24 protein-coding genes are annotated in these 23,605 nt (G+C 68.4%); 11 read left to right on the forward strand and 13 right to left on the reverse strand.

The features are described from left to right. The first annotated feature begins 113 nt into the window (after nt 1-113). The 5 genes from umuD (at nt 114) to ASF39_RS16655 (ending at nt 5,050) form a co-directional block, all read left to right on the forward strand. On the forward strand, nt 114-506 hold the full coding sequence (gene umuD / locus ASF39_RS16635; RefSeq protein WP_082494644.1) for a translesion error-prone DNA polymerase V autoproteolytic subunit: 393 nt from the start codon (nt 114-116) through the stop codon (nt 504-506). Then, nucleotides 503-1,795, forward strand: a complete 1,293-nt coding sequence (locus ASF39_RS16640) for a Y-family DNA polymerase (protein ID WP_055888748.1) — start codon at nt 503-505, stop codon at nt 1,793-1,795. Before umuD ends, ASF39_RS16640 begins: the two co-directional genes overlap by 4 nt. A gap of 455 nt (nt 1,796-2,250) precedes the next feature. Beyond that, nucleotides 2,251-3,510 (forward strand): Hint domain-containing protein, encoded by a 1,260-nt coding sequence (locus ASF39_RS16645; protein WP_162240606.1) that lies wholly within the window; start codon nt 2,251-2,253, stop codon nt 3,508-3,510. Between the two features lie 597 nt (nt 3,511-4,107). Next, nucleotides 4,108-4,350: a hypothetical protein gene (locus tag ASF39_RS16650; protein ID WP_055888751.1), complete on the forward strand. Its 243-nt coding sequence runs from the start codon at nt 4,108-4,110 to the stop codon at nt 4,348-4,350. A 334-nt stretch (nt 4,351-4,684) separates the two neighbouring features. Beyond that, nucleotides 4,685-5,050: a cytochrome c family protein gene (locus tag ASF39_RS16655; protein ID WP_055888753.1), complete on the forward strand. Its 366-nt coding sequence runs from the start codon at nt 4,685-4,687 to the stop codon at nt 5,048-5,050. Nucleotides 5,051-5,156: 106 nt separating this feature from the next. Here the strand turns inward: ASF39_RS16655 and ASF39_RS16660 are convergent, their stop codons facing one another. Together ASF39_RS16660 and ASF39_RS16665 are read right to left on the reverse strand one after the other, a co-directional pair. Then, nucleotides 5,157-5,351, reverse strand: coding sequence for a hypothetical protein (locus ASF39_RS16660; RefSeq protein WP_244472445.1), 195 nt, complete (start codon nt 5,349-5,351; stop codon nt 5,157-5,159). A 29-nt stretch (nt 5,352-5,380) separates the two neighbouring features. Then, nucleotides 5,381-6,004, reverse strand: a complete 624-nt coding sequence (locus ASF39_RS16665) for an acyl-homoserine-lactone synthase (RefSeq protein ID WP_056285898.1) — start codon at nt 6,002-6,004, stop codon at nt 5,381-5,383. A 243-nt stretch (nt 6,005-6,247) separates the two neighbouring features. On the opposite strand from ASF39_RS16665, the gene kdsA reads away from it, so the two are divergent. The 5 genes from kdsA to ASF39_RS16695 all read left to right on the forward strand — a co-directional run bounded on the left by kdsA (nt 6,248) and on the right by ASF39_RS16695 (nt 9,487). Beyond that, nucleotides 6,248-7,057 carry a 3-deoxy-8-phosphooctulonate synthase gene (gene kdsA, locus ASF39_RS16670; RefSeq protein WP_244472453.1) on the forward strand — a complete coding sequence of 270 codons (810 nt, stop codon included), beginning with the start codon at nt 6,248-6,250 and terminating at the stop codon, nt 7,055-7,057. 432 nt (nt 7,058-7,489) lie between these two features. Continuing rightward, nucleotides 7,490-8,251 carry a TerC family protein gene (locus ASF39_RS16680; RefSeq protein WP_055888764.1) on the forward strand — a complete coding sequence of 254 codons (762 nt, stop codon included), beginning with the start codon at nt 7,490-7,492 and terminating at the stop codon, nt 8,249-8,251. A gap of 205 nt (nt 8,252-8,456) precedes the next feature. Further along, nucleotides 8,457-8,690 (forward strand): hypothetical protein, encoded by a 234-nt coding sequence (locus ASF39_RS16685; RefSeq protein WP_055888767.1) that lies wholly within the window; start codon nt 8,457-8,459, stop codon nt 8,688-8,690. A gap of 148 nt (nt 8,691-8,838) precedes the next feature. Continuing rightward, a complete protein-coding gene (locus tag ASF39_RS16690; RefSeq protein ID WP_055888769.1) occupies nt 8,839-9,114 on the forward strand; it encodes a hypothetical protein in 276 nt (91 codons plus the stop codon). 145 nt (nt 9,115-9,259) lie between these two features. Then, nucleotides 9,260-9,487 (forward strand): hypothetical protein, encoded by a 228-nt coding sequence (locus ASF39_RS16695; protein WP_056285908.1) that lies wholly within the window; start codon nt 9,260-9,262, stop codon nt 9,485-9,487. 72 nt (nt 9,488-9,559) lie between these two features. Here ASF39_RS16695 and ASF39_RS16700 read toward each other — a convergent pair whose 3' ends face one another. From ASF39_RS16700 to ASF39_RS16720, 5 genes are all read right to left on the reverse strand, one after another. Further along, nucleotides 9,560-10,555, reverse strand: coding sequence for a tripartite tricarboxylate transporter substrate-binding protein (locus tag ASF39_RS16700; protein ID WP_055888773.1), 996 nt, complete (start codon nt 10,553-10,555; stop codon nt 9,560-9,562). A gap of 146 nt (nt 10,556-10,701) precedes the next feature. Further along, nucleotides 10,702-12,207, reverse strand: coding sequence for a tripartite tricarboxylate transporter permease (locus ASF39_RS16705; protein WP_055888775.1), 1,506 nt, complete (start codon nt 12,205-12,207; stop codon nt 10,702-10,704). An 8-nt stretch (nt 12,208-12,215) separates the two neighbouring features. Then, nucleotides 12,216-12,881, reverse strand: a complete 666-nt coding sequence (locus tag ASF39_RS16710) for a tripartite tricarboxylate transporter TctB family protein (protein WP_056286118.1) — start codon at nt 12,879-12,881, stop codon at nt 12,216-12,218. Nucleotides 12,882-13,069: 188 nt separating this feature from the next. Beyond that, entirely contained in the window at nt 13,070-14,059 is a 990-nt protein-coding gene (locus ASF39_RS16715; protein WP_056285912.1) for a tripartite tricarboxylate transporter substrate binding protein, read from the reverse strand. Nucleotides 14,060-14,432: 373 nt separating this feature from the next. Next, the gene (locus ASF39_RS16720; RefSeq protein WP_056286121.1) at nt 14,433-15,770 is read right to left on the reverse strand and encodes an L-serine ammonia-lyase; all 1,338 of its coding nucleotides are present in this window, start codon (nt 15,768-15,770) and stop codon (nt 14,433-14,435) included. A 426-nt stretch (nt 15,771-16,196) separates the two neighbouring features. Here ASF39_RS16720 and ASF39_RS16725 point away from each other — a divergent pair, with 426 nt between their 5' ends. Then, nucleotides 16,197-16,454: a hypothetical protein gene (locus tag ASF39_RS16725; RefSeq protein ID WP_056285914.1), complete on the forward strand. Its 258-nt coding sequence runs from the start codon at nt 16,197-16,199 to the stop codon at nt 16,452-16,454. Nucleotides 16,455-16,520: 66 nt separating this feature from the next. On the opposite strand, the gene ASF39_RS16730 is transcribed toward ASF39_RS16725, so the two are convergent. The 6 genes from ASF39_RS16730 to ASF39_RS16755 all read right to left on the reverse strand — a co-directional run bounded on the left by ASF39_RS16730 (nt 16,521) and on the right by ASF39_RS16755 (nt 23,396). Then, nucleotides 16,521-17,408, reverse strand: coding sequence for an ABC transporter permease (locus tag ASF39_RS16730; RefSeq protein WP_056285917.1), 888 nt, complete (start codon nt 17,406-17,408; stop codon nt 16,521-16,523). A 64-nt stretch (nt 17,409-17,472) separates the two neighbouring features. Next, nucleotides 17,473-18,414: an ABC transporter permease gene (locus tag ASF39_RS16735; protein ID WP_056285919.1), complete on the reverse strand. Its 942-nt coding sequence runs from the start codon at nt 18,412-18,414 to the stop codon at nt 17,473-17,475. Nucleotides 18,415-18,475: 61 nt separating this feature from the next. Beyond that, nucleotides 18,476-19,747: an extracellular solute-binding protein gene (locus ASF39_RS16740; RefSeq protein WP_056285923.1), complete on the reverse strand. Its 1,272-nt coding sequence runs from the start codon at nt 19,745-19,747 to the stop codon at nt 18,476-18,478. 37 nt (nt 19,748-19,784) lie between these two features. Further along, nucleotides 19,785-20,774: an ABC transporter ATP-binding protein gene (locus ASF39_RS16745; RefSeq protein WP_056285926.1), complete on the reverse strand. Its 990-nt coding sequence runs from the start codon at nt 20,772-20,774 to the stop codon at nt 19,785-19,787. An 85-nt stretch (nt 20,775-20,859) separates the two neighbouring features. Then, nucleotides 20,860-22,284: a dihydropyrimidinase gene (hydA, locus tag ASF39_RS16750; RefSeq protein ID WP_056285930.1), complete on the reverse strand. Its 1,425-nt coding sequence runs from the start codon at nt 22,282-22,284 to the stop codon at nt 20,860-20,862. 5 nt (nt 22,285-22,289) lie between these two features. Continuing rightward, nucleotides 22,290-23,396 carry a ring-opening amidohydrolase gene (locus ASF39_RS16755; protein ID WP_056285933.1) on the reverse strand — a complete coding sequence of 369 codons (1,107 nt, stop codon included), beginning with the start codon at nt 23,394-23,396 and terminating at the stop codon, nt 22,290-22,292. Nucleotides 23,397-23,605: the final 209 nt, after the last annotated feature.

Consider the following 23,605-nt stretch of genomic DNA (forward strand, 5'->3'; position numbering starts at 1 on the left):
CCGGCTGGCCCCGCCTGTTTGTTCTCTTTCCGTTCTACCACGGATCGGAGCGCGATGTGGGCCTATATCGGATCGCGGACCTCGACCCGGCCGGGCTTATCCCCATCCCGATCATGGGACCTGCGCTATGCGCCGGCTTCCCTTCGCCGGCCGACGACTTCCTAGAAGGGGCATTGGAGCTGCCACGCTGGCTCGCCCCCAACCCGCCGGCCACCTTCGCCTGGAACATCTCGGGCGATTCGATGCGGGCTGCCGGCATCTTCGACCGGGACCTCGCGGTGGTGGACCGCAGCCTGAAGGCCGGCAACGGCAGCGTGGTCGTGGCGGCGATCGACGGTGAGATGTCGATCAAGCGTCTGCGCATCGAGGGGAACGTCGCGCGGCTGGCTTTCGACAACCCGGATCTCCCGGCTTTTGCGGTCCAAGAGGCGGCCGAGGGCGAAATCTGGGGGGTGGTCCGCTTCACCATCCGCTGGCACGTCGCGCGCGCTGGGCTGGTGCGATGAGCCGCGCCATCGCGCTGATCGACGGCAACAGCTTCTACTGCTCCTGCGAACGCGTATTCGACCCCAAGCTCGCCCGAGTGCCGGTGATCGTGCTGTCCAACAACGATGGCTGCGCCATCGCCCGGACGGCCGAGGCCAAGGCGCTCGGGATCAAGATGGGCGATCCGTTCTTCAAGATCCGCGAGCAGTGCCGGCGCGACGGGGTGCGCGTGTTCTCCTCGAACTACACCCTCTACGGCGACATGAGCGCCCGGACGAACGCGGTGTACCGCGACTTCGCGCCGGCGGTGGAGATCTACTCCATCGACGAGAGCTTCCTCGAGCTGTCCGACGTGCATCCCGACCGGCGCGTCGAGTTCGCCCGCGATCTGCGCGCGACCGTCCGGGCTTGGACCGGCATTCCGACGTGCGTCGGGATCGGACCGACGAAGACCCTGGCCAAGCTGGCCAACCACATCGCCAAGTCCATTCCCGACCTCGACGGCGTCTGCGACCTGTCCGACGAGGAAGAGCGCGCGGCCTGGCTCTGCCGCATCCACGTCGGCGAGGTCTGGGGCATCGGCCGGGCGTCGCTCGCCAAGCTCGAGGCCATGGGCGTCGACTCGGTGGCCGACCTACGCGACCTCGACCCCCGGCCGGTGCGCAAGGCGATGACGGTGGTGGGCGAGCGCATCATCCACGAGCTGCGCGGGCTGTCCTGCCTGCCGCTCGAACTGATGCCGGCCCAGCGAAAGGGCTGCGCGGTGACCCGCTCGTTCTCCCGCCGCGTCACCGAGCGCGCCGTGCTGGAGCAGGCGGTGGCGGCGCACGCGACCCGCCTCGGCGAGAAGCTCCGGCGCGGCGGCCTCGGCACGTCCCACGTCACCGTCTTCTACCACACCAGCACCCACGACCGCGGCGACCCGATGCGTTCCGTCTCCACCACCGTGACGCTGCCGGAGGCGACCAACGACACGCTCGCGCTGATCGCCGCGGCCCGGCACGGCGTCGATCGCACCTGGCGCGAGGCGCCGGAGGGCCGCCCCTGGCGCTACTCCAAGGCCGGCGTCGTCACCACCGACCTGATGCTACTCGACGCCAGCCCGCGGGCGCTGATCGGCCAGCTCGACCGCGAGCGCAGTGGTCCGCTGATGGCGGCCATGGACGCCTGCAATGCCCGCTTCGGCCGCGGGAGCGTCGTGCCGGCGCGGGCCGGGCTGGTGGAGAAGCGAAAGTGGTCGACGAAGTTCGAGATGCGGAGCCCGCGTTACACGACACAGGTGGCCGAATTGCCGACGGCGCATGCTTAGATCCTGTCTATAAGGCTTGGGCGATCCGTCCGTGGGTCCGGGGTGAGCGTCAGGCACCCTCCCAACACCCACGATTCTCACCGCTCACCCAATAGCTAAGCTGTTCCACCCGTTATGAAACGACGCCTCTGGGCGAGGAAAGATTTCCTGGGAAGATCACCTTAGTGATCGTCATCTTTCTTATTCATAAGTTGCATAAACACAACACTATTGGAAAAAGGCGCGGCTTGCCCCGTCCATCTGACCAAAACGCAAAGAAACGCATTTATGCTGGCCGCCACTGATTCGCGGCAATTACAGTGCTGCACCTTTAACTAATCAGAGAGGTTGAGGCGCATATGGCATATTTTACTCGCACATATTCTCTAAGCTTCGCATCGGGTCGCCCAGGCGGAACGGGAACGGCCGATTTTACTGTTACAAGCGATGGGGACGGAGGCTCGACTGGAACCCCGGTGCTCTCGATCTCTGGCACGTATGACGGCTTGACAATCAAAAGCCTCAACCCAGACATACCAAGCACGGTTGGCTCTGGGCCCGGATTCAATAACGGTCTAGATACAAACGGCCTTTATATTATTTTATCAAACGACGAATACGTAGAAATCTATAATCGCGGTCAACCCGACGAATTTAACGTTGGCGACTCATTTACTAATACAGAAGCATCGGTGACGGATTACAGTGTTTGCTTTGTATCTGGAACGCTGATCAAAACCTCCCGCGGAAACATTTCAGTCGAGAATTTGGCAATCGCAGACCTCATCGTAACATCCTCTGGTGATCTGCGCCCCATCTGCTGGATTGGTCACCGGAAGGTGACCTGCCAGGGCCGCTCGGACCTCCTCCCAGTGCGCATCGCCGCGCATGCCTTCGGCGAGGGGCGCCCCGCCCGCGACCTCTACGTCTCGCCCGCCCATGCCATCGCCGTTGACGTGCTTGGCGAGGTACTGATCCCGGCTTGCAGGCTCATCAACGGCACTACGGTCACGCAGGTGGATCGGGAAGAGGTCACCTACTGGCATGTCGAACTCGACAGTCACGACATCCTCTTGGCCGAAGGCCTGCCGGCCGAGACCTACCTCGATTGTGGCAACCGCCGCTTCTTCGCCAACGCGGACGCCACCGACCTTGCGGCCGCGCCCGATACCCGGCCGGAAGGACCGCTACCGTTCTGCCGACCGTTCCACGAAGCCGGGCCTCTAGTCGATCTGGTGCGTGCCCGTCTGCAGGATAGGGCTGTAACGCTCGGCTGGCGCACGGTCGAGGAGACTTTCGCGGGAATGCACCTCGTCGCCGACGGAAAGATCTTCCGCCCAGACGTGGAGGGTCTCACCGCCCGCTTCGTCCTGCCGGCGGACGCCCGCGACTTGCACCTCGTGTCCGAGACGAGCGTGCCGGCCCATGTTGTGCCGGGTTCGACCGACAACCGACGGCTCGGGCTGCCTCTGGCCTCGCTGACAATCGACGACGGCCTCACTGGCGCCCGCACGGTCGCCCTGGACGATCCCCGCCTCGGCGAGGGTTTCCACGTCGTCAATCACGGCGCGCGTTGGACGGACGGCTCGGCGGTACTCCCAGCTGATTTGTGGGCAGGCTGCAAGAGTTTCTTCTTCCTGCGAGTGACGCTTGCCGGCCCGGCGCTGGCCCGGTGGATCGCACCGGGGGAGACGGCCGGCGTGGTCGATCTGGTTGAGGTCCGGCATCAGGCCTGAGCCCCCGTTTCATGACGGGTAAAACAGCTTAGCCATTGGATGAGCAGCAAGCATCGTGGGTGCTGGGAGGGTGTTTGACGCTCACCCCGCCCCCCCGATGTGAATGCCCGCCGCCCGCGCCGAACGTGGCGAGAGCCTACTTGACGCGACCAGCCTCAGCGATGCCGAGTGGAGAGTGCTCGCGCCGCTGCTGCATGAACCGGAGTCCAGCCCCAAAATGACGAAAAGCCCTTTGCAAACTCGCTCTAAGCCATTGATTTATAATGGTCTCAAAACTTTACATTTTGCAGAATTATGCAGCAAATTCAACGAATTAGACTAGCTTGAGGTGCTAGTCCTGCAAGGGGTGGAGGTTCGAGTCCTCTTGGCCGCACCAACTCTTCTGTCCTCGACGACAGGGAGTTGGTGCAAGACGATCCGGTTGCCGGCGACCGTGGTTCGACGCCGCTCCGAACCGAGGAGCGGTCCGGTGTCCGAAGCCCGCGCCATCATCACGAGCAACCCGACGAGACGGTCCGTCGCCTGGATGGTGTACCTGGGTGCGAACCGGGCGGCGACGGGTCGGTTGTCTTTTTGCACCCACAGCGAGGACGACCGATGATCCGCCTGTCCCATGCGGCCCTTCTGCTGATCGCGGTCGCGCTGCCGGCGAGCCTGCCGGTTCCGGCGATGGCCCAGAGTCCGGCCAAGGACTACCTGTTCCAGGAACAGCGCTTCAGCCGGGCCTGCCGGCCGCCGCTCAAATACGCGGCCGGGGCGTGCGTGCGCCGTTGTCCCGCAGGTTACGAGGACATGGGCCGCACCTGCCGGCAGCGCAGCATGAGAGGCGGCGGCTGGTAGCCGCGGCGCCCGCACCGGCCTCCGACAACGCCCGCGGAACGAGAGCCCCCGTCTCCCGGCGCAGCGTCCAGGCCGCTCGACCCTAGCCATCCCTCGTCGGCGATCCTGCTCGATCCGCTCTCGACGAACGACAGAACGGCGCCCCCTGCGGCGCCGTTCTGTCGTTCGCACGCCTGCGCGTCACACAGGGAACGGAAAACCTTCCCGCACGATGCCGATGCTATCCTTAATCCACCCAACAACTGCGGCAAGATGCCCCATCTGGTACCGGAGGCCTGGGCGGCGACGGGGAGAACCACAGGTAGAGCCGGGCCAACACGAAAAGAGGAAACCCATGCGCCACCTGCTCCTCAACCTCGCCGTCCTGCTCGCGCTTCCCGTCGCCGCCCAGGCCCAGGATGCCGGAGACCCTGCCGCCGGCGAGAAGGCGTTCACCGCCTGCAAGGCCTGCCATCAGGTCGGCAAAAACGGCGTCGGTCCCAATCTCGTCGGCGTCGTCGGCCGCAAGGCCGCGAGCTACGACGGCTACACCTATTCGGCGGCGCTCAAGGCGGCCGACATCACCTGGGACGACGCCAACCTGCACGCATGGCTGAAGAACCCGAAGGCCAAGGTTCCCGGGACCAAGATGATCTTCGCGGGCTATCCCGACGACAAGAAGATCGACGACGTCATCGCCTACCTGAAGACGCTGAAGTGAGCGGCGGCCCGGACCGGGACCAGGCCGGCTCCCGGCCATAGCGACGGGAGGGGCGGGACGGATCGGCCGTCCCGCCGAGGCGCGACACGGGCCGGGCCCCGTCCGGTCACTCGCGGAGCTCGTTCACCAGCTCGAGACGGGTGCCTTTCGCCAGGGCCAGGCCGACCTCGTAGAGGAGGAGGTCGATGAGTTCGCGCATCGAGGCCGTCCCGGCCTCCTCGATCACCGCACGGGCGGCCATGCAGTGATCCGCGAGGATCTCGAGGGCGTCGTCGGACTGGATCATCTGGGTTGCGGCCATGGTGTGGAATTCCTCATCAGGGGCGGCGATCACGCCGCGAGATACTGGACGACGGGGGCGAGGACGGAGCCGGTGTCGCCGCGGACGCCGCGAAGGCGGGCCAGGGTGCGGGCGTCGAATTCGGCGGTGGCGGCCAGGATGTCCTCACCGCTGATCCGTTGCGGCAAGCCCAGCGGACGTGCCCGGAAATGCAGCTGCACCACGTGCAGCAGGTAGAGGGTCGGCATCTGCAGCACGAGCTGGCGCACGCCGCTGGCCAGGCCCCATTCGACGATTCCCGTCAGGAGCGCGATGGAGACCGGGTTGACGGCCTTGCCCCGCGCCCGGTGCGAACGGGCGACCGCCTGCCGGGTCCACTCCCAGGTGTCGGTGCCGCAGGGGCGCTCACCCTCACAGAGTTGCGGCATCACGTCCGACAGGAGATGCGGCCGCGTCGTCGGCAAGAGCCGGCTATAGCCGATGACCCGTTCGTCCTCCATGGCCAGAAAATGCACGGCCTGCGGCGTATCGAACTGATCGATCTCGCGACAATCCGGCTTGGCAAGATCGGTCCACTTCTTTTCGACGACGAAGACCTCATGACGTAGACGCCATACCTGCTCCATCGCATCGGAATACTGATGTGCATTACCGGGCGTAACGATATGGATCATGTTCGAGCCTCCGCGTTCGAGGCTTGTCTCGCATGTTGCTTCAGCGGCGCGTACTACGGGAATCCGTAGGGCGGGGCCGACGCGTGGCGGCGCGCCCCGCCCGGCTGTGCTATCCCTCGCGGCACGTTCGACTGCGCGCGTCCATACGGCTTCGAGCCCGGGCACGGGCGCGCCCCACCCCAGGTGACGCCGCCCCGCTGCGAGGCGGCACCGGAAGGCACCATGACCCAGACGAAAACCGTGATGGTCGGCGATGTCGCGATCGGGGGGCAGAGGCCCTTCGTCTTGATCAGCGGCCCCTGCCAGCTGGAGAGCCTCGAGCATGCCCGCATGATGGCCGAGGGGATCGCCGCGGCCTGCGCCCCGACGGGGACGCCCTTCATCTTCAAGGCGAGCTACGACAAGGCCAACCGGTCGTCGATCTCCACCGAGCGTGGCCTCGGCCTGGACGAGGGGCTGCGCATCCTCGACCGGATCGGCCGGGAATTCGGCTGCCCGGTCCTCACCGACGTGCACGACGCGGGACAATGCTCTGCCGCGGCCGAAGTCTGCCACGTGTTGCAGATCCCCGCCTTCCTGTGCCGGCAGACCGACCTTTTGCTCGCCGCGGGCCGGACCGGGCGCGCGGTCAACGTCAAGAAGGGGCAGTTCCTCGCGCCCTGGGACATGGGGAACGTGGCCGCCAAGATCGCCTCGACCGGCAACGAGAACATCCTCCTGTGCGAGCGGGGCACGTCGTTCGGCTACAACACCCTGGTCACCGATTTCCGGGGACTGCCGACCATGGAGCGCACCGGCTACCCGGTGGTGTTCGACGCCACCCATTCGGTGCAGCAGCCCGGCGGCCAGGGCACCACCTCCGGCGGACAGCGCGAGTTCGCTCCGGTCCTCGCCCGCGCCGCCGTGGCGGTCGGCGTCTCGGCCCTGTTCATCGAGACCCACCAGGACCCCGACAACGCCCCCAGCGATGGGCCCAACATGATTCCCCTCGACGAGATGCGAGGGTTGATCGGCAGGCTGGCCGCTTACGACCGGCTGACGAAGGCCGCCTGACCGGTGGCGCCGACGGGGACGAACGGCCAAGGCCTCATGGTTTCGCCGTCTTGCAGGGGGAAGGGGAGGGGCGGCTCAGGGTCCGGGTGCCCGTCCGACACGAGGATTGCCAAGAAGGCCAGGCTTTCGGCCCGCATGACCTTCGAGCCTGGCTGAAGGAGCGCTGAATCGGCGATGCCCTCGAACAGACGCCACTTATCGATCGGACCCTGCATCATCCCGCTTGAAATACGCCGCCCGAACGGCTTTTTGGGGCTGGCGGAACCTCGCGATCTCCTGCGAGGGACCCCGACCACCCACGACGACGGGCATGTCCTCGCCGACGGCGGCATCCGCAATCCTCGCGGCCGGCTTGCGCGACATTGCGTCGAGTCGCATCCGCCCTGCCGAACCTGAAGCTTTGTCGGTCCTGAAGAAGAGATTGTGCCCGCGATGGATTTCAGCAGCCCCACCTTCTACCTGTCGGTCCTCCAGATCATCTGGATCGACCTCCTGCTCTCAGGCGACAACGCGGTGGTGATCGCCCTCGCCGTGCGGGGTCTTCCGGCACACCAGCGCAAGGTCGGCATCTGGCTCGGCGCCGGGGCCGCCGTGCTTCTGCGCATGATCTTCGCCGGCCTGATCTCCTACCTGCTCAACGTCCCCTTCCTGAAGGTGGTCGGCGCCCTGCTGCTTCTCTGGATCGCGATCAAGCTGGTGGTCGGCGAGGAGGAGGAGGAGACCGACATCGCGACGTCGGGCACGATGTGGAAGGCCGTCTGGACGATCGTCGTCGCCGACGCCGTCATGAGCCTCGACAACGTCATCGCCATCGCCGCCGCCGCCAAGGGGCACTACGAGCTCTTCATCTTCGGCCTGCTGCTGTCGGTTCCCCTGGTGGTGTTCGGAGCGACCCTGGTCTCGAACATCCTCAAGCGCTACCCGGCCATCGTCTGGGCCGGCGGCGCACTCCTCGGCTGGGTCGCCGGCGAGATGTTCATCGGCGACAACTTCCTGCTCACCTACCTGCAGCCGCACCTGCCGGCCTACATCGTGGCCAACCCCCATTCGGAGGGCTACCTCATGAGCATCGGCCTGCTGCACTACGGCGTCGCGGCCCTGGGCGTGCTGATCGTCCTCGCGGTCGGCCTCATCATCGTGAAGCGCAAGGGCGGGCACCATGGGTCGTCGGCCCTGTCGGAGACCGTCCGCTAAGCGGGTTCAAGGAATGTGGTGACGGGGGTTCCCGAAGGAGACCCGCGTCCGATCGTGAACCCGGGCGGACGACGTGTCGGCCTGCCAACGCGTGTCTGCCGAGGGTCCCTGGTCCGGGACTGCCGTGCGCCCGGGCCTTCTCGGCGACGGGGGTACGGTTTCTCAACCTCTTGCGGCCAGGATTCCAGCCGCGGAGGAGCCAGCCATGACCGAGACCTCGACCAACGATCGACCGGCACGGTCGGGCACCGGCCCGTCCCTGTCCCTGGTGGAGCCGGCCACCGTGCCGTCGGACCGCCGCGGCGCGGTGCGCCGCAAGCTCGTCATCGAGGTCTCGTCCGATCTTCACCAGCGCATCCTGTCGATCTGCGCCACGCGCCGCATCCCGGTGAACCAGGCGGTTCGCGAGGTGCTGGAGCGGTCCTTTCCCGGCAAGTGACGGCCGGGCAAGTGACGGCTAGGCAAGTGACGGTGACGGCCGGGCAAGTGACGGCCAGCGACGTGCCTGCGTCACATCCCCGTCCCCGGGAACGACGCGGATGACGGTCCGTTGACGGTCATTCTCGAGCCATGACCGGAACCGACGCATGTCCACCAAGACCTTCCTCGCCGCCGCTGCCGCCTGCGTTCTCCTCGCGGGACCCGCCCTCGCTCAGGACGTGCGGGACCGCATGCCGAACCAGACCGGGACGGTGGTGCAGCCGCTGCAGAACTCCACCGGAAACGACGGCGGCGTCGTGATCTCGCGCGGTGCGACCGGGGCCGATACGATCACCACTGATTCGGCCGCGGGCGGCAATGCCAGCCGGCCGGAGCAGGCCATCCCGAACGGCAGCGCCAACGGCGGCGGCGGCGGACGCTGACGGCTGCGAACGGACCGGAGGGCGGGAGGCAATCGACCGCGTTGCGGGAAGGCGCGCAGGCGCGCTTCTCTCTGTGCTTCCGACCGACATCGACGTCGGTCGTTTGTCATGAGCCCAGGTCGGGCCTCACCGCAGACGGGGCAGCATGGCCAATATCGCGATCATGATCGGCACGCCCGGCGGCACCCGCCTCATGGCGGCGTCCTCGGAACGCAGCGCCGCCCTGATGGCCGAGGCGCTGCTCGTCACCCTCGGGCGCGACGCGCTTCCCGCGCCGCTCTGGGTGCAATGTGCCGACACCGGAATTGTCTCGCGGCTGACCGCTTATCTCGGCGATCTCCAGTCCGACATCCTCGGCGTCGAGGCGGAGTGACGGATGCGGCGGCCCGGTGCCGCCGCGTCCGTTGTTTCGATCCCGGGGCTCGCGATCCCGGGGCGCGACGGCCTACTGACCGCTGGCGTCAACGGCGGCGCGCAGGACGGGGGTCCAGCGGGCAACTTCGCTCTCCACAAGCGCCTGGAGGGCCTTGGGTCCCTGCTCGGCCGTCGACGGCACGGTGCCGCCCAGATCGAGGATGCGCTTCTTGGTGCCGGCGTCGGCCAACGCGCTGGCCAGTGCGTCCTGCAGCTTCTTGGCGACATCCTGCGGCAGGCCCTTGGGCGCGAAGACCGCGTTCCAGGCGCTGACCTCGTAGCCGGGAAGACCCGCTTCCTTGGTGGTCGGAACGTCCGGCAGCGCTGGGGACCGCTCGGCGGTGGCGATGGCGTAGGCCTTGATCGTGCCGCCGGTAATCTGCGTGGCGACGTTGACGATCTGGTCGGTCATGAAGTCGACCTGGTTGGCCATCAGGTCGTTCAGGGCCGGGCCGGTGCCGCGATAGACGACCAGGGTCGGCTTGGCGCCGATGATCGAATCGAACAGCACGCCGGTCGAGTGCGAGACCGAGCCGACGCCGGCATGGGCCTGGTTGACCTTGGGGCCGCCCGCCTTGACCGCCTCGACGAAGGCCTTGAGGTCGGCCGCCGGGAAGTCCTTCTTGGCGACGATGACGATCGGCGTACCGGCCGCCATCCCGATCGGGTCGAAGCTCTTGGCGGGGTCGTACTTGAGGCCCTTGAACAGGGCCGGCGCGGCGCCGTGGGTGCCCATGTGGCCCATCATGATGGTGTAGCCGTCGGGACTGGCCTGCGCGGCGCGGGTGATGCCGGTGGTGCCGCCGGCGCCCGACACGTTCTCGATCACCACCTGCTGGCCGAGGGAGCGCGACATCTGCTCGGCCACCAGGCGGGCGACGATGTCGGTGGGGCCGCCGGCGGCGAAGGGCACCACCATGGTGATCGGGCGCTGCGGAAAGGTCTCGGCGGCGGCCTGGCCGGCGAGGCCGACCGTGGCGGCGAGGCCGAGGGCGCCGAGCGCGCGGCGGGTGAACGTTGTCGTCATGGCGTCATCATCCCTTCGAGGTCGTGGATCCCATCCGACATCCGTCCGCTTGGCTTCGCCCTGCGGATGCCGGCTTCGCTCAGGCGCCGCGCGGGCTCGGTGATACGGTTTCCGCTCGAATCGAGCGAGAGGCGCATCCGTCGCGGTCAGGCTTCGGTGAAGACCTCGTCCCGGCTCTTTCGCAAGGCGGGCGTGAGGGCCGCCACGAGCATCACCACCGAAATCACGAGCAGCACGGCGGTGACCGGGCGCTCGAAGAACACCATCGGATCGCCCCGCGACAGGGTGAGCGACCGGCGCAGGTATTCCTCCATCAGGCGTCCGAGGACGAAGCCGAGCAGCATCGGCGCCGGCTCGAAACCGAGCTTGATCAGGCCGTAGCCGAGGAGGCCGAAGAAGGCGATCAGCATCACGTCGGTGGGCAGGGAATTGATGGAGTAGATGCCGATCGAGCAGAACATCAGGATCGCCGGGAACATCAGCCGGTAGGGGACCTTGAGCAGGCGCACCCAGAGGCCGACCAGCGGCAGGTTGATGATCAGCAGCATCAGGTTGCCGATCCACATCGAGGCGATCATGCCCCAGAACAGGTTCGGGTTCTTGGTCATTACGCCGGGGCCGGGGATGATGCCGTGGATGGTCATGGCGCCCACCATCAGCGCCATCACCGCGTTGGGCGGGATGCCCAGGGTCAGGAGCGGGATGAAGGAGGTCTGCGAGCCGGCGTTGTTGGCGCTCTCCGGCCCCGCGACACCCTCGATGGCGCCGCGGCCGAACCGGCTCGGGTCGCGGGCGATGCGCTTCTCGATGGCGTAGGAGGCGAAGGGGCCGAGCACGGCGCCGTTGCCCGGCAGGATGCCGAGGATCGAGCCGATGGCGGTCCCGCGCAGCACCGAGGGCGCGGCCTGCTTCAGGTCGGCCCGGCTGGGCAGCAGGCGGCCGATCTGCTGGCGCACCACGTCGCGGGTTTCGGTCTGGTCGAGGTTGCGCAGGATCTCGGCCACGCCGAACAGCCCCATGGCCAGCACCGAGAAGTCGACGCCGTCCGACAGGAAGGAGAGGCCGAAGGTCATCCGCTCCTGGCCGGTCTCGAGGTCGGTCCCCACCGACGCCAGCAGCACGCCCACCAGGATCATCGCCACCGCCTTGAGGACGGAGCCGCGCGCCAGCACCACGGCGAAGACGAGCCCCATCACCATCAGCGCGAAATACTCGGCCGGGCCGAACACCATGGCGAGACCCGTGAGCGGCGCGCCCAGGGCCGCGATCAGCAGCGTCGCCACCGTGCCGGCGAAGAACGAGCCCATCGCCGCGATGCCCAGCGCGATGCCGGCCCGGCCCTGGCGCGCCATCTGGTGACCGTCGAGGGTGGTCACCACCGAGGTCGCCTCGCCGGGAATGTTGACGAGGATCGCGGTGGTCGAGCCGCCGTACTGCGCCCCGTAGTAGATGCCCGCCAGCATGATGAGCGCACCCACCGGGTCGAGCCCGAAGGTGATCGGCAGCAGCATCGCGATGGTGGCGATCGGGCCGACGCCGGGCAGGACGCCGATCAGGGTGCCGACGAGGCAGCCCAGGAAGCACAGGCCGAGGTTCTGCAGGCTCAGCGCGACGCTGAAACCGAGCCCGAGATTGGCGAGGAGGTCGGTCATGATCGGGCTCAGGTCGTCAGGGAGTGGGTGGCGACGTCGACCGGCCGGCGCCGGGCGCCGCTGCGAAGCAACGCCACCATCCCGATACCGAGGAGGATCAGGACCCCGGCCGACAACCGCAGCAGGAGCCGCATGGAAATCGAGCCGGACAGGGCCTCGATGACGACGGTGGGAAACATCGGGATCGGCAGGTTCAGGAGATCGCCGAACAGCAGCATGCAACCCGCGGTGAGGAGGAGCGCCAGGCAGACGAGTTCGCCAAAGCGCGCCTCGGGGCTGGCGTAGCCGCCCACGATGATCGCGAGGGGACCGGCGACGATGAGGCCGAGGCCGGGCGTGGTGAAGGGCCCGACCGGGACCGGCCGGATCGTCACCGCGAAGGCGACGATGGCGAGCATGACGACGACGACGCCGCGCCAGGCCACGGGCGGCAGCGGCTCGCCGGTCTTCAGGAAGCCCGCCAGGACGAGGGCGACGCCGCAAGCGGCGACGCCGATGCCGAGCCAGCGCGGCATCAGGCCGGGCCCCATGGCGCCAAGCGTGCCCTGCGGCAGGTCGCTGCCCGCCCAGACCGCGAAGACGCCGAGCGCGATCAATCCGAGGCCGGCGGCGAGGCTCTGCGGCCCACGGATCGGGCCACCCGCGCGGGCGGAGCCGTCATCGGGCACGCTCATGGTCGATCCTCCGCTGTTGTCGTCGTCCGGCCTGTCCGCCTCTGCGGGCGGATCGAAATGGAGCGGCCGGAGCCTATCCATTCCGAGCGTCTACAAGGGCCATTCGGCGGTGCCAAGCCTTGCCGGCACTGCATTTTCGATAAGACGTTCAGGATTACCAACACTAGGGCGCGCAATGACGCCGGCCGTCATTCGATCTGGACGCCGGCTTCCTTCACGACCGGGGTCCATTTGACGATCTCGGCCTTGACGTGGTCGGCCAGCTGCTCGGGCGTCGAGCTGACGACGGTGGCGCTGAAGGCCTTCATCCGCTCGATCACGGTGGGGTCGGCCAGGGCCTTGATCGCGGCGGCGTTAAGGGCGTCGATGATCGGGCGCGGGGTCCTGGGCGGGGCGAACAGGGCGTTCCAGGTGTAGGTCTCGTAGCCCGGCAGGCCGGCCTCGGCGACGGTGGGGATGTCCGGGAAGGACGGCGCGCGCTCCTTCGTGGTCACCGCCAGCCCGCGCAGGGAGCCCGCCTTGATGAACTCGGAGGCCGAGGGCAGGTTGTCGAACTGGATCGGCACCTGGCCCGCGACCACGTCGTTGAGGGCCGGACCCGAGCCGCGATAGGGGATGTGCTGCATGCTCACCCCCGCCATGCTCTTGAACAGCTCGCCCGAGAGGTGCAGCGGCGTGCCGAGGCCCGACGAGGCGTAATTGTACTTCTCCGGCGAGGCCTTGAGCAGGGCGATCAGCTCCTTCACCGAATTGGCCGGCAGCTTGGGGTTCACCACGAGGACGTTGGGGATGACCGCCAGGAGCGAGATCGGCGCGAAGTCGGTCACCGGGTCGTAGGGCTTGCGCTTGAGCATCAGCGGGTTGAGCGCATGGGTCGCCACCGTCCCCATGAGGATCGAGTAGCCGTCCGGCTCCGCCTTGGCGACGCGCGCCGCCCCGACGTTGCCGCCGGCCCCGACCACGTTCTCCACCACCACCTGCTGGCCGAGCACGTCCGACATCTTCTGGGCCACGAGGCGTCCGACCACGTCGGTGGACCCGCCCGCCGCGAAGGGCACGACGAGGGTGATCGGCCGGATCGGGTAGGGGGCCTGCGCCGAAGCGGGCAGGGACGCGGCGAGCGTGGCGGCGGCCAGGCCGAGCAGGAGCGATCGACGCGCCGGTGTCGGGAGGGTCATCGTGGCGTTTCCCTTCGTGATTGTTGGCGCCACCTTACACGGCACCGGGCACGAGGAAACGTGGTTGGAGGGTCTTGCACAGGATCGGATGGCGCAACGTCGGACGATCGCGCGAAGCGACCCTTATTCCGCCGGCGTGTGCCGACCGGGACGCGTGAACCGTTCGGCGACGAGGTCGACCGCCCCCCGAGCCCCATCACGAACGGCGCGACGAAAAAGAGATCCGCATCGACGGAGGCCGTCGCGCACGTCTTCAGGGCCGCGGCGCCCGGCTCGACGCGTTCGACGAGAACGGGATCGGTCACGCGGAACCTCGTCCGTGAGGCTCGCGGGCGAGCGTCGGCGCGATCCTCATCGCGTCACGCCCATTCATTCAACACGCCGCGACGTTCACCGCCAATCCACCCAGCGAGGTCTCCTTGTACTTCGTCTGCATGTCGGCGCCGGTCTGGCGCATGGTCTCGATCACGGCGTCGAGGCTGACGTGGTGGATGCCGTCGCCGCGCAGCGCCAGGGAGGCGGCGACGATGGCCTTGTTGGCGCCGAAGGCGTTGCGCTCGATGCAGGGGATCTGGACGAGGCCGCCGATGGGGTCGCAGGTCATGCCGAGGTGGTGCTCCATCGCGATCTCGGCGGCGTTCTCGATCTGGAGGGTGTTGGCGCCGAGCAGCGCGGCCAGGCCCGCCGCGGCCATGGAGGCGGCCGAGCCGACCTCCCCCTGGCAGCCGACCTCCGCCCCCGAGATCGAGGCCCGGCGCTTGATCAGGCCGCCGACGGCGGCGGCGGTGAGCAGGAAGTCGCGTCCGCGCTCGGGCGACCAGTCCGGGCAGAAGTCGCGGGCATAGCGCAGCACCGCGGGCACGATGCCGGCCGCGCCGTTGGTGGGCGCGGTGACGACCCGCCCGCCGGCGGCGTTCTCCTCGTTGACGGCGATGGCGAACAGGCTGACCCAGTCGAGGACCTCGTGGGCGGCGCGGCTGTTGGAATGGCGGCCGGCCTCCAACTGGTCGTGGATCGCCTTGGCGCGGCGGCGCACCCGCATGCCGCCGGGCAGCAGCCCGTCCATGCGCAGGCCGCGGTCGATGCAGGCGAACATCGCCTGCGCGATCCCGTCGAGGCGCGCCTCGATCTCGTGGAGCGGGCGCAGGCCGCATTCGTTGGCGAGCTGGACCTGGGCGACGGAGAGGCCCGTGCGCGCGCAGACCTCCAGGAGTTCGGCGCCGCTGAGGAAGGGATGGGTCGCGGTGGAGACCGGCAGGCTCGCCTCCGCCCCGGCGCCGACGACGAAGCCGCCCCCGATGGAATAGGAGACCTCCTCGGCCACGCACGTCCCCTGCGCGTCGAAGGCGCGAAAGCACATGCCGTTGGTGTGCACCGGCAGGAGCTCGGTGAGGTTGAGGATGAGGTCGGCGTCCGGGTCGAAGGCGATCCCGCGCCCGATCGACCGTTGGGCGCGCAAGACGGCCATCAGGCCTGGGATCGCATCCGGATCGATCGTCTCGGGCGAGTGCCCGAGCAGCCCGAGGCAGATCGCCGTGTCGGTGGCGTGCCCACGCCCGGTCCAGGCCAGGGAGCCGTAGATCTCCACCTCCACCCGCGCCGTCTGGGGCCCGAGCCGGGCGCGGAACCCATCGGCCGCGATCATCGGGCCGACGGTGTGCGAACTCGACGGGCCGATGCCGATCTTGAACAGGTCGAAGACGCTGATCATGCCCGGCGCGATCGCCCGCGGCGTCTGGCCCGCGAGGGCCGTTTCAAGTGGCATGCATCGGCTCCCGGCCCGCTCGGGCGGCAGCATGTCCCGTACCAATGCTCCACGCCCGATCCGCCCGATGTAGGAATCGATCGTGACGCATACGTGGCATGCATCGCACGAATGAATATCTTTTGCCGGTGAAGATGTCGGACGCCCGGAGAGTGTCCGGCCACCGGCGGAGGTTAATCACGCTTCATCATTGTGGCGACGATGCGCAAGCGATTGCCTAAAAAAACGGACGCCTGATCTCTTCGCCTTCCATTTGAGCTTAAAAAAGCGCGTGAAGGTGCTCAAACGCACGTCCATTCGTCCGATTCATCGCCATATCGGGCTCACACCATAAGACGCGCCCCACCCCACCCTTCAGCGGGACGCGCCGGTATGAACGGACAGATGATGACCTCCCGAGTAGTTTCCGCCGCCTTCGCCTTCGTCCTGGCTTCGGCCGGTGCCACGGCGCTGGCCCAGAACTCCAGCGCGCCGAACCTGCGCCCGGTCGCCGAGAGCGGCAGCGGCCGCCTCGCACCCCGCTACCCGGCGCCGCCGTCCTATGGCACCGACGCGGTCGCCAGCCTGCGCGGCGACACCCTGACCACCGGCTCGATCGCCCAGCGTCAGCGCGAGACCCGCACGCACTGAGCGCACGGCGGTTCGACGCGATCGTGAGCCGGTCCCGAAGGGGGCCGGCTTTTTTCGTGTCTCGCGTCAGCCCAGCAGCGCGCGGCGCGCCTTGCGCTTCTGCAGCCACAGGCCGGTGCCCAGCGCCAGGCCGATCACCAGCAGGGACATCGCCGTGGTGAGGGTGCCGAGCGCGTAGATCTCCGGGGTGGTCACGGTCGTCGTCAGCCCCTGCAGTTCGAGGGGCAGCGTGTTGCGGCCGCCGATCGCCTGGCTGGTGCGGGCGAGTTCGTCGAACGAGAGGGTGAAGCCGAACAGGGCGACGCCCACCAGCGAGGGCCCGAGGATAGGCACCACCACGTGGCGCAAAGTCTGGGCGCCGGTGGCGCCCAGATCGCGCGCCGCCTCCTCGTAGGCCGGGTCGAACCGGTTGAAGACCGCGAACATGATCAGCAGGCCGAAGGGGAGCGTCCAGGTGAGATGGGCGCCGAGCGCGGAGGTGTAGAGCCCCATCAGCGTGCCGTGCTCCTGCAGCCAGCCCCAGCCGGTGGCGGCGGCGGCCGCATTGACGAGGTCGTCGAGGAGCCGGAACTCGAGGCCGATGCCCAGCGACACCACGATGGAGGGTACGATCAGGCTCGCCACCGCGATGGTGAACAGCGCGCCCTCGCCGCGAAAGTGCTTGCGGAAGGCGAGGCCCGCGAAGAACGACAGCACGACGGTGAGCGCCATCACGACGAATCCCAGGCGCAGCGAGCGCCACAGCGCCGCCCAGATGTCGACGACGCCCATCCCGGACCAGAGCCGCGAAAACCAGTGCGTCGAGACGCCATTCAGCGGGAAGGTCAGCCCGCCCTGCGGCCCCTGGAAGCTCAGGACCAGGATCGTCAGGGTCGGCCCGTAGAGAAAGGCGACGAAAGCGGCAAAGAACAGCGCCAGCAGATAGAAGGCGGGACCGCGCGGCCTGTCGCTCATCGGCGATCCTCGGACGGTCGCACGACGATCCCGGAAGACCAATACTCGCTGTTCCGCCTCATGCTCAGAGCTCCCTGCGCAGGTCGATGAGCCGGGTCATGGCCAGGATCATCACCATCACCGCGCCGAGCAGCACCACCGCGTTGGCGGCCGCCGCCGGGAACTGCAGCGAGGACATCTGCACCTGGATGACCTTGCCCACCGAGGCGATCTGCTGGCCGCCCATGATGCCCACCGTGACGAAGTCGCCCATCACCAGGGTGATCACGAAGATCGAGCCGATGGCGATGCCGGGCTTGGTGAGCGGCACCACCACGTTCCACAGGGTCTGCCAGCCGGTGGCGCCGGCGTCGTAGGCCGCCTCCAGCAGCGAACGGTCGATGCGGGCCATGGAGTTGAAGATCGGCACGATCATGAAGACCGTGTTGAGGTGGACGAAGGCCAGCACCACCGAGAAGTCGGAATAGAGCAGCCCCTCGATCGGCGCATCGATGATCCCGACGCTGCGCAGGGTGTCGTTGACGAGGCCGTTGCGGCCGAGCAGCGGGATCCACGAGATCATGCGGATCACGTTCGAGGTCCAGAACGGGATCGTGCAGATCAGGAACAGCGCCATCTGGGTGCGGGCTGAGCGGACGTGAAAGGCCAGGAAGTAGGCCACCGTGAAGCCGATCAGGAGCGTGAAGGCCCAGGTGAGAAAGCAGAACTTCAGGGTCGAAAGGTAGGTGCGCAGGGTGGTGCAGGGGTCGGACGTCGAGAGGCAGCCCTCGAACACGTCGACGTAGTTCTGCACCGTGAAGGCGGGGATGATCTCGTACTCGTTGTATTCCCAGAAGCTGACCATCACGGTCAGGGCGAGCGGCACCAGGAAGAACACCAGGAAGACCAGCGCCAGGGGCGCGGCCTGGAGATAGGCGAGCCGCCGCGTCCGGCGGGCGGTCCTGGTCAGGCTCTGCGCCGTGGCGGCGGGCGCCTCGGCGGGGGCGGGCAGGGCGATGTCGGTCATGGCGATTCCCCTCCCCACGGGGGGGAGGGGAGCGCGTTCGGGATGCGAACGACGGTGCCCATCACGCCGCGATGAACTCGTTCCACTTGCGGACCATGTAGGTGTTCTCGTCCATCACCGCGTTCCAGCAGGCGACGCCGCCCATGCGCTGCTCGAAGGAGCCGCCGTCGCGCACCGCGCCGGCCTTTTCCAGCACCGAGCCGTCGGGGCCCTTGATGTCCTTCTCGGCGGGCTTGCCCTCCATCCAGAACGCCCATTCGTAGGGCTCCATCTGGGTCTTGGCCGTCTCCAGCACCGCGGAATAATAGCCCTGGCGGTTGAGGTAGGCCCCGGCCCAGCCCGACAGGAACCAGTTGACGAAGTCGTAGGCGGCATCGAGCTTCCTGCCCAACAGGGTCTTGGGTAGGCCGAACCCCGTCGCCCAGGCGCGGTAGCCTTCCTTGAGCGGCTGGTAGGTGCAGGCGACGCCCTGGCTGCGCACCTTGGTGACGGCGGGCGACCACATCGACTGGATCACCGTCTCGCCCGAGGCCATCAGGTTCACGGATTCGTTGAAGTCCTGCCACAGGGCGCGGAACTGGCCGGCGCGCTTGGCCTCGATCAGCACCTTGATGGTGCGATCGATCTCGGCCTTCGTCATGTTGCCCTTGTCGGGATAGGTGTATTCGCCCGAGGCCTCGATCACCATCGCCGCGTCCATGATGCCGATGGAGGGGATGTTGAGGATCGAGGCGCGGCCCTTGAACTCGGGGTTGAGCAGTTCCTTCCAGCTGGTGATCGGGCGCTTGATCAGGTCCGGCCGGATGCCGAGCGTATCGGCGTTGTAGGTGGTCGGGATCAGGGTGATCCACTCGGTGGGCGAGGTGGCGAAGGTCTTGGCGCTCTGGCCTTCCAGGTAGAAGACCTTCTTGGGCGCGGTGCCCTGGTCGCCGATTTTCTTGCCGTTCAGTTCGCCCTTCGTGAACACGCTGGTGATGTTGTCGGCCTGTTTGATGCGCCGGGCGTCCATGCCCATCATGTTGCCCGAGGGGATCAGCTTCTTGAGGCTGAAGTATTCGGAATCGACGATGTCGAACGAGTTCGGCTGCGTCACGACGCGCTTGGAGACCTCGTCGGTGACCACCGGGATGTACTCGATGACGATACCGAGATCCTCCTTCACCTTGCGGGCGATGTCGGCGGACTGGTTCACGGCGGTGCCGAGGTAGCGCAGGGTCACCGGCTCGGCGGCGATGACGTTGGGAAAGCCGGTGATCGGCCCGGCCCCGAGGGTCAGCCCGGTGGCGCCGGCGCCCTGGAGCAGCGTGCGCCGGCTCAGCTTGATCGTGGTCATGGGTCGGTCCTCTGGTCGCGTCGAAGGGCAGGGGGGCTCAGGCCGTGAGGCGGTGGGCGGCCTCGGCGTCCCAGCCCACGGGGACGGTCTGGCCGAGGGCGAAGGGGCGGGCGGCGAATGTGTCGTCGGGCAGGATCGCGGTGAGCGCGGTGCCGTCCTCGGCCAGCCCCTTCGCCTCGAGGCCGACGTGGACGCTGCTGCCCTGGTACTCCACCGAGACGATGCGGGCGGGCACGGCCTCGGCACCGGCCCGGTCGCCCAGCCGCATGCGGTCGGCGCGCACCGCCACCCGGCGGTTGCCGGGCAGGACGATGACGTTGTGGCCGCCGATGAAGCGGGCGACGAAGGCGCTGGCCGGACGCTCGAACACCGTGCGCGGGTCGCCGGCCTGCTCGATGCGCCCGCCGTTCATCACCACCACGAGGTCGGACAGCGCCATGGCCTCCTCCTGGCTGTGGGTGACGTGGATGAAGGTGAGGCCGAGATCCTTCTGCAGCCGCTTCAGCTCGGTCCGCATCCGCACCCGCAGGAACGGGTCCAGCGCCGAGAGCGGCTCGTCGAGGAGCAGGACCTTGGGTCCGGTGACCAGCGCGCGGGCGAGCGCCACGCGCTGCTGCTGGCCACCGGAGAGCTGGGCCGGCAGGCGCTCGGACAGATGCGTCATCTGGACGAGGTCGAGCATGGCCATGGCCTTGGCCCGGCGCTCGGTCTTGCCGACCCCCCGCATCTTGAGGCTGAAGGCGACGTTGTCGCGACAGTTCAGGTGCGGGAACAGGGCGTAGCTCTGGAACATCATGGCGGTGCCGCGCTCGGACGGGGCGGCGTCGCCGACCGCGCGCGGACCGATCACCACGTCGCCGCTCGACACGGTCTCGTGGCCGCCGATCATGCGCAGGGTCGTGGTCTTGCCGCAGCCCGAGGGGCCGAGCAGGCAGCAATAGTCCCCCGACCGGATCCTGAGGTCGATGCCGTCCACGGCGGTGGTGGAGCCGTAGCGCTTGGTCAGGCGGATGAGCTCGACGTCCATGCGGTGCTCCCTCGCAAGGCGATCAGCAAAGGTCGGGCCAGAGCGCCATCGGCATTCCCTCCCCGCGAGGGGAAGGGAGGCCGCCTCACCGTCGCCGCGCCGCCGGCTCGACGGTCCGGTCGAGCACCCGCCCATGACCGACCGCCCCGGTGACCCGCCCGTCCTGCGCGATCACCTCGCCGCGCGCGATCGTCATCACCGGCCAGCCCGTCACCGCGAACCCCTCCCAGGGCGTGTAGTCGGCGCCGTGGTGGAGGTGCTCCTGGCGGATGGTCTCGCGGCGGTTCGGGTCCCACAGGGTGAGGTCGGCGTCGAAGCCGGGGCCGATCGAGCCCTTTCGCGGGTAGAGCCCGTAGAGCTTGGCGTGGTTGGTGGACGTGAGTTCCACGAAGCGGTTGAGCGAGATGCGGCCGGCCGAGACCCCCTCCGAGAACAGCACCGGAAGCCGGGTCTCGATGCCGGGGATGCCGTTGGGCACCCAGCGGAACGAGGTCTTTCCCTTCGGGTTCAGCTTGCCGGCGGGGTCGTCGTAGCGGAACGGACAGTGGTCGGAGGAGACCACGTCGAACAGCCCGGTCTGGAGCCCGCGCCAGATCGCGGCCTGGTTGGCGACGTCGCGCGGGGGCGGCGAGCACACGTATTTCGCCCCCGCCATCGGGTCGTCGGACCCCAGCCCCTTCATGTGGTCGGCGGTGAGCGTCAGGTATTGCGGGCAGGTCTCGGCGCGGATGTCGAGGCCGCGCGAGCGGGCCCAGGCGATCTGCTCCATCGCCTCCGCGCCAGAGACGTGGACGATGACGATGGGCAGGTCGACGAGTTCGGCGTGACTGATCGCGCGATGCGCCGCCTCGCGCTCCACGAGCTGGGGCCGGGACAGGGCGTGGCCGTAGGGGCCGGTCTGCCCCGCCCGTTCGAGCTTGTCGGTCATGTAGCGGATGGCGTCGTAGCCCTCGGCATGGACCATGACGCGCGCGCCCTCGCGCCGCGCCAGGTCGAACACGTCGAGGATCTGGCGGTCGTTCAGCACGAGGTCGTCGTAGGTCATGAAGACCTTGAACGAGGTGTAGCCCTCGGCGATCAGGCCGGGCAGCTCCTGGCCGAGCACCGCCGGCGTCGGGTCCGAGACGATGAGGTGGATGGCCACATCGATGTGGCACTGCCCTTCCGCCAGCGCCCGGTAGGCATGGGTCGCCTCGCGCAGGGAGGCGCCCCGCGGCTGCAGGGCGAAGGGCATGACGCAGGTGTTGCCGCCGGCCGCCGCGGCGCGGGTGGCGGAGGCGAAATCGTCGGCCATGACGATGCCCGGGCCGGAGGCCTGCGCGATGTGGACGTGGCTGTCGATGCCGCCGGGCAGGACGAGGAGCCCGCCGGAGTCGATGGTGCGGGCGGCATCGGTGATCGCCTCCGCCACGGCGACGATGCGGCCGGCGCGGATGCCGATGTCGGCGCGCAGGGTGTCGGTGGCGGTCACCACCGTGCCGCCGCGCACGGCGAGGTCGAACTCGGGCATGGCGGTCAGCCCTCCCTGCGGGCGATGATGGCCACCGGGCCGCCGCCGTCCGGCCCCTGGTGCTCGGCGCCGCCCGACACGAACAGGTCGGTGCGCCCGATGGCGGCGGCCGCGACCCCGCCCACCAGCGCGCGGGCGTGGCGGGTGGCGTTGATGTCGCTGTCGTCGTTCATGATGTGGCGGCGCCCGCGGATCAGCCCGTCGTGCGAAGGCTCGGCCTTGGCCAGGAGCGCGACGACCCGCTCGGACTCCTCCGGCGAGAGCTGGCCTCCGGTCGCAAAGCCGAGGTCCGACAGAACCTCCTGAATCGCGAAAAGATCGATGGCGTCGCGCATCACCCGGTGGGCGATCCGGCAGGGGCCGCTCCAGCCTTTCGCTTGCCCGAGTACGATGACCTCGTTGCGCATCAGCTCGATGCCCGCCGAGGCGCTGGCCCGGCCCGACCACAGGTCGCGGGACGAGCAGATCGCCGCGTCGCTCAAGGCCTCCCGCACGATCTCGCCCAGCGCCACGCCGATGCCCAGCGCCGAGGCACCGCGCGACAACCCCATGGAGGCGTAGGTGTCGTGGCTGACGACGCTCTGCCCGCGCGAGGCCGCCTCGAGGATGCGGGCGCTGGTGAGCAGCGGGCACTTCACCTGGACGAAGTGCACGTCCTCGGGGTCCTCGATCCCGGCCTGCGCCATGGCGGCCGCCACCGCCGTCGCGGTGGCCTCCACCTGCGCCATCCGGCCGATCTCCTCGGGCGCGAAGTCGGGGGTGAAGGCGGTGCCCACCGCCAGGGCCGGGCCGTCGGGGCCGGCCGCGGCCTCGCGCCGGCCTAAGACGAGGAGATGGGGCGAGAGCCCGCCCTCGGTGCCGCCCGACATGACGAGCGCGACGCGGGCCGCGACCTGCGCCCGCGTGCAGCCCAGCGCCTCGGCCAGGGCCCCCTCCAGCGCCATCACCGCGAGTTGCCGGGTGAAATCGTTGACGCAGCCGTTGCCCTCGGTCTTGCCGAAGATCGCCACGACCTCGTCGGGCCGGACCTGGCCGCTCTCGAACAGGGCGGTGAGCCCCGCGACGTCGGCCGGGTTTCGGGTGGGAACGCGCAGGACGAGGCATTCGGGCATCGGCGGGTCCGTGTCGGGGGCGGCGACGGGCGGTCGGCCGGGTCCGGTCTACCGCATGCACGGTGCGCCGGGCGAGTGCCGGTTGGTGTGCAGTGTGATGCCGAAAACAGCACGCTCGCGCGCGAGTTTGAGCAGCGCCCGAGGATGAAACCTCGCCGCCGGGCGTGGCCGCCGGCAGCCGGCCTGCCGAACTTGCCTGCGGCGCCCGG

It is taken from the genome of Methylobacterium sp. Leaf108 (assembly GCF_001423265.1).
Lineage (GTDB): Bacteria > Pseudomonadota > Alphaproteobacteria > Rhizobiales > Beijerinckiaceae > Methylobacterium.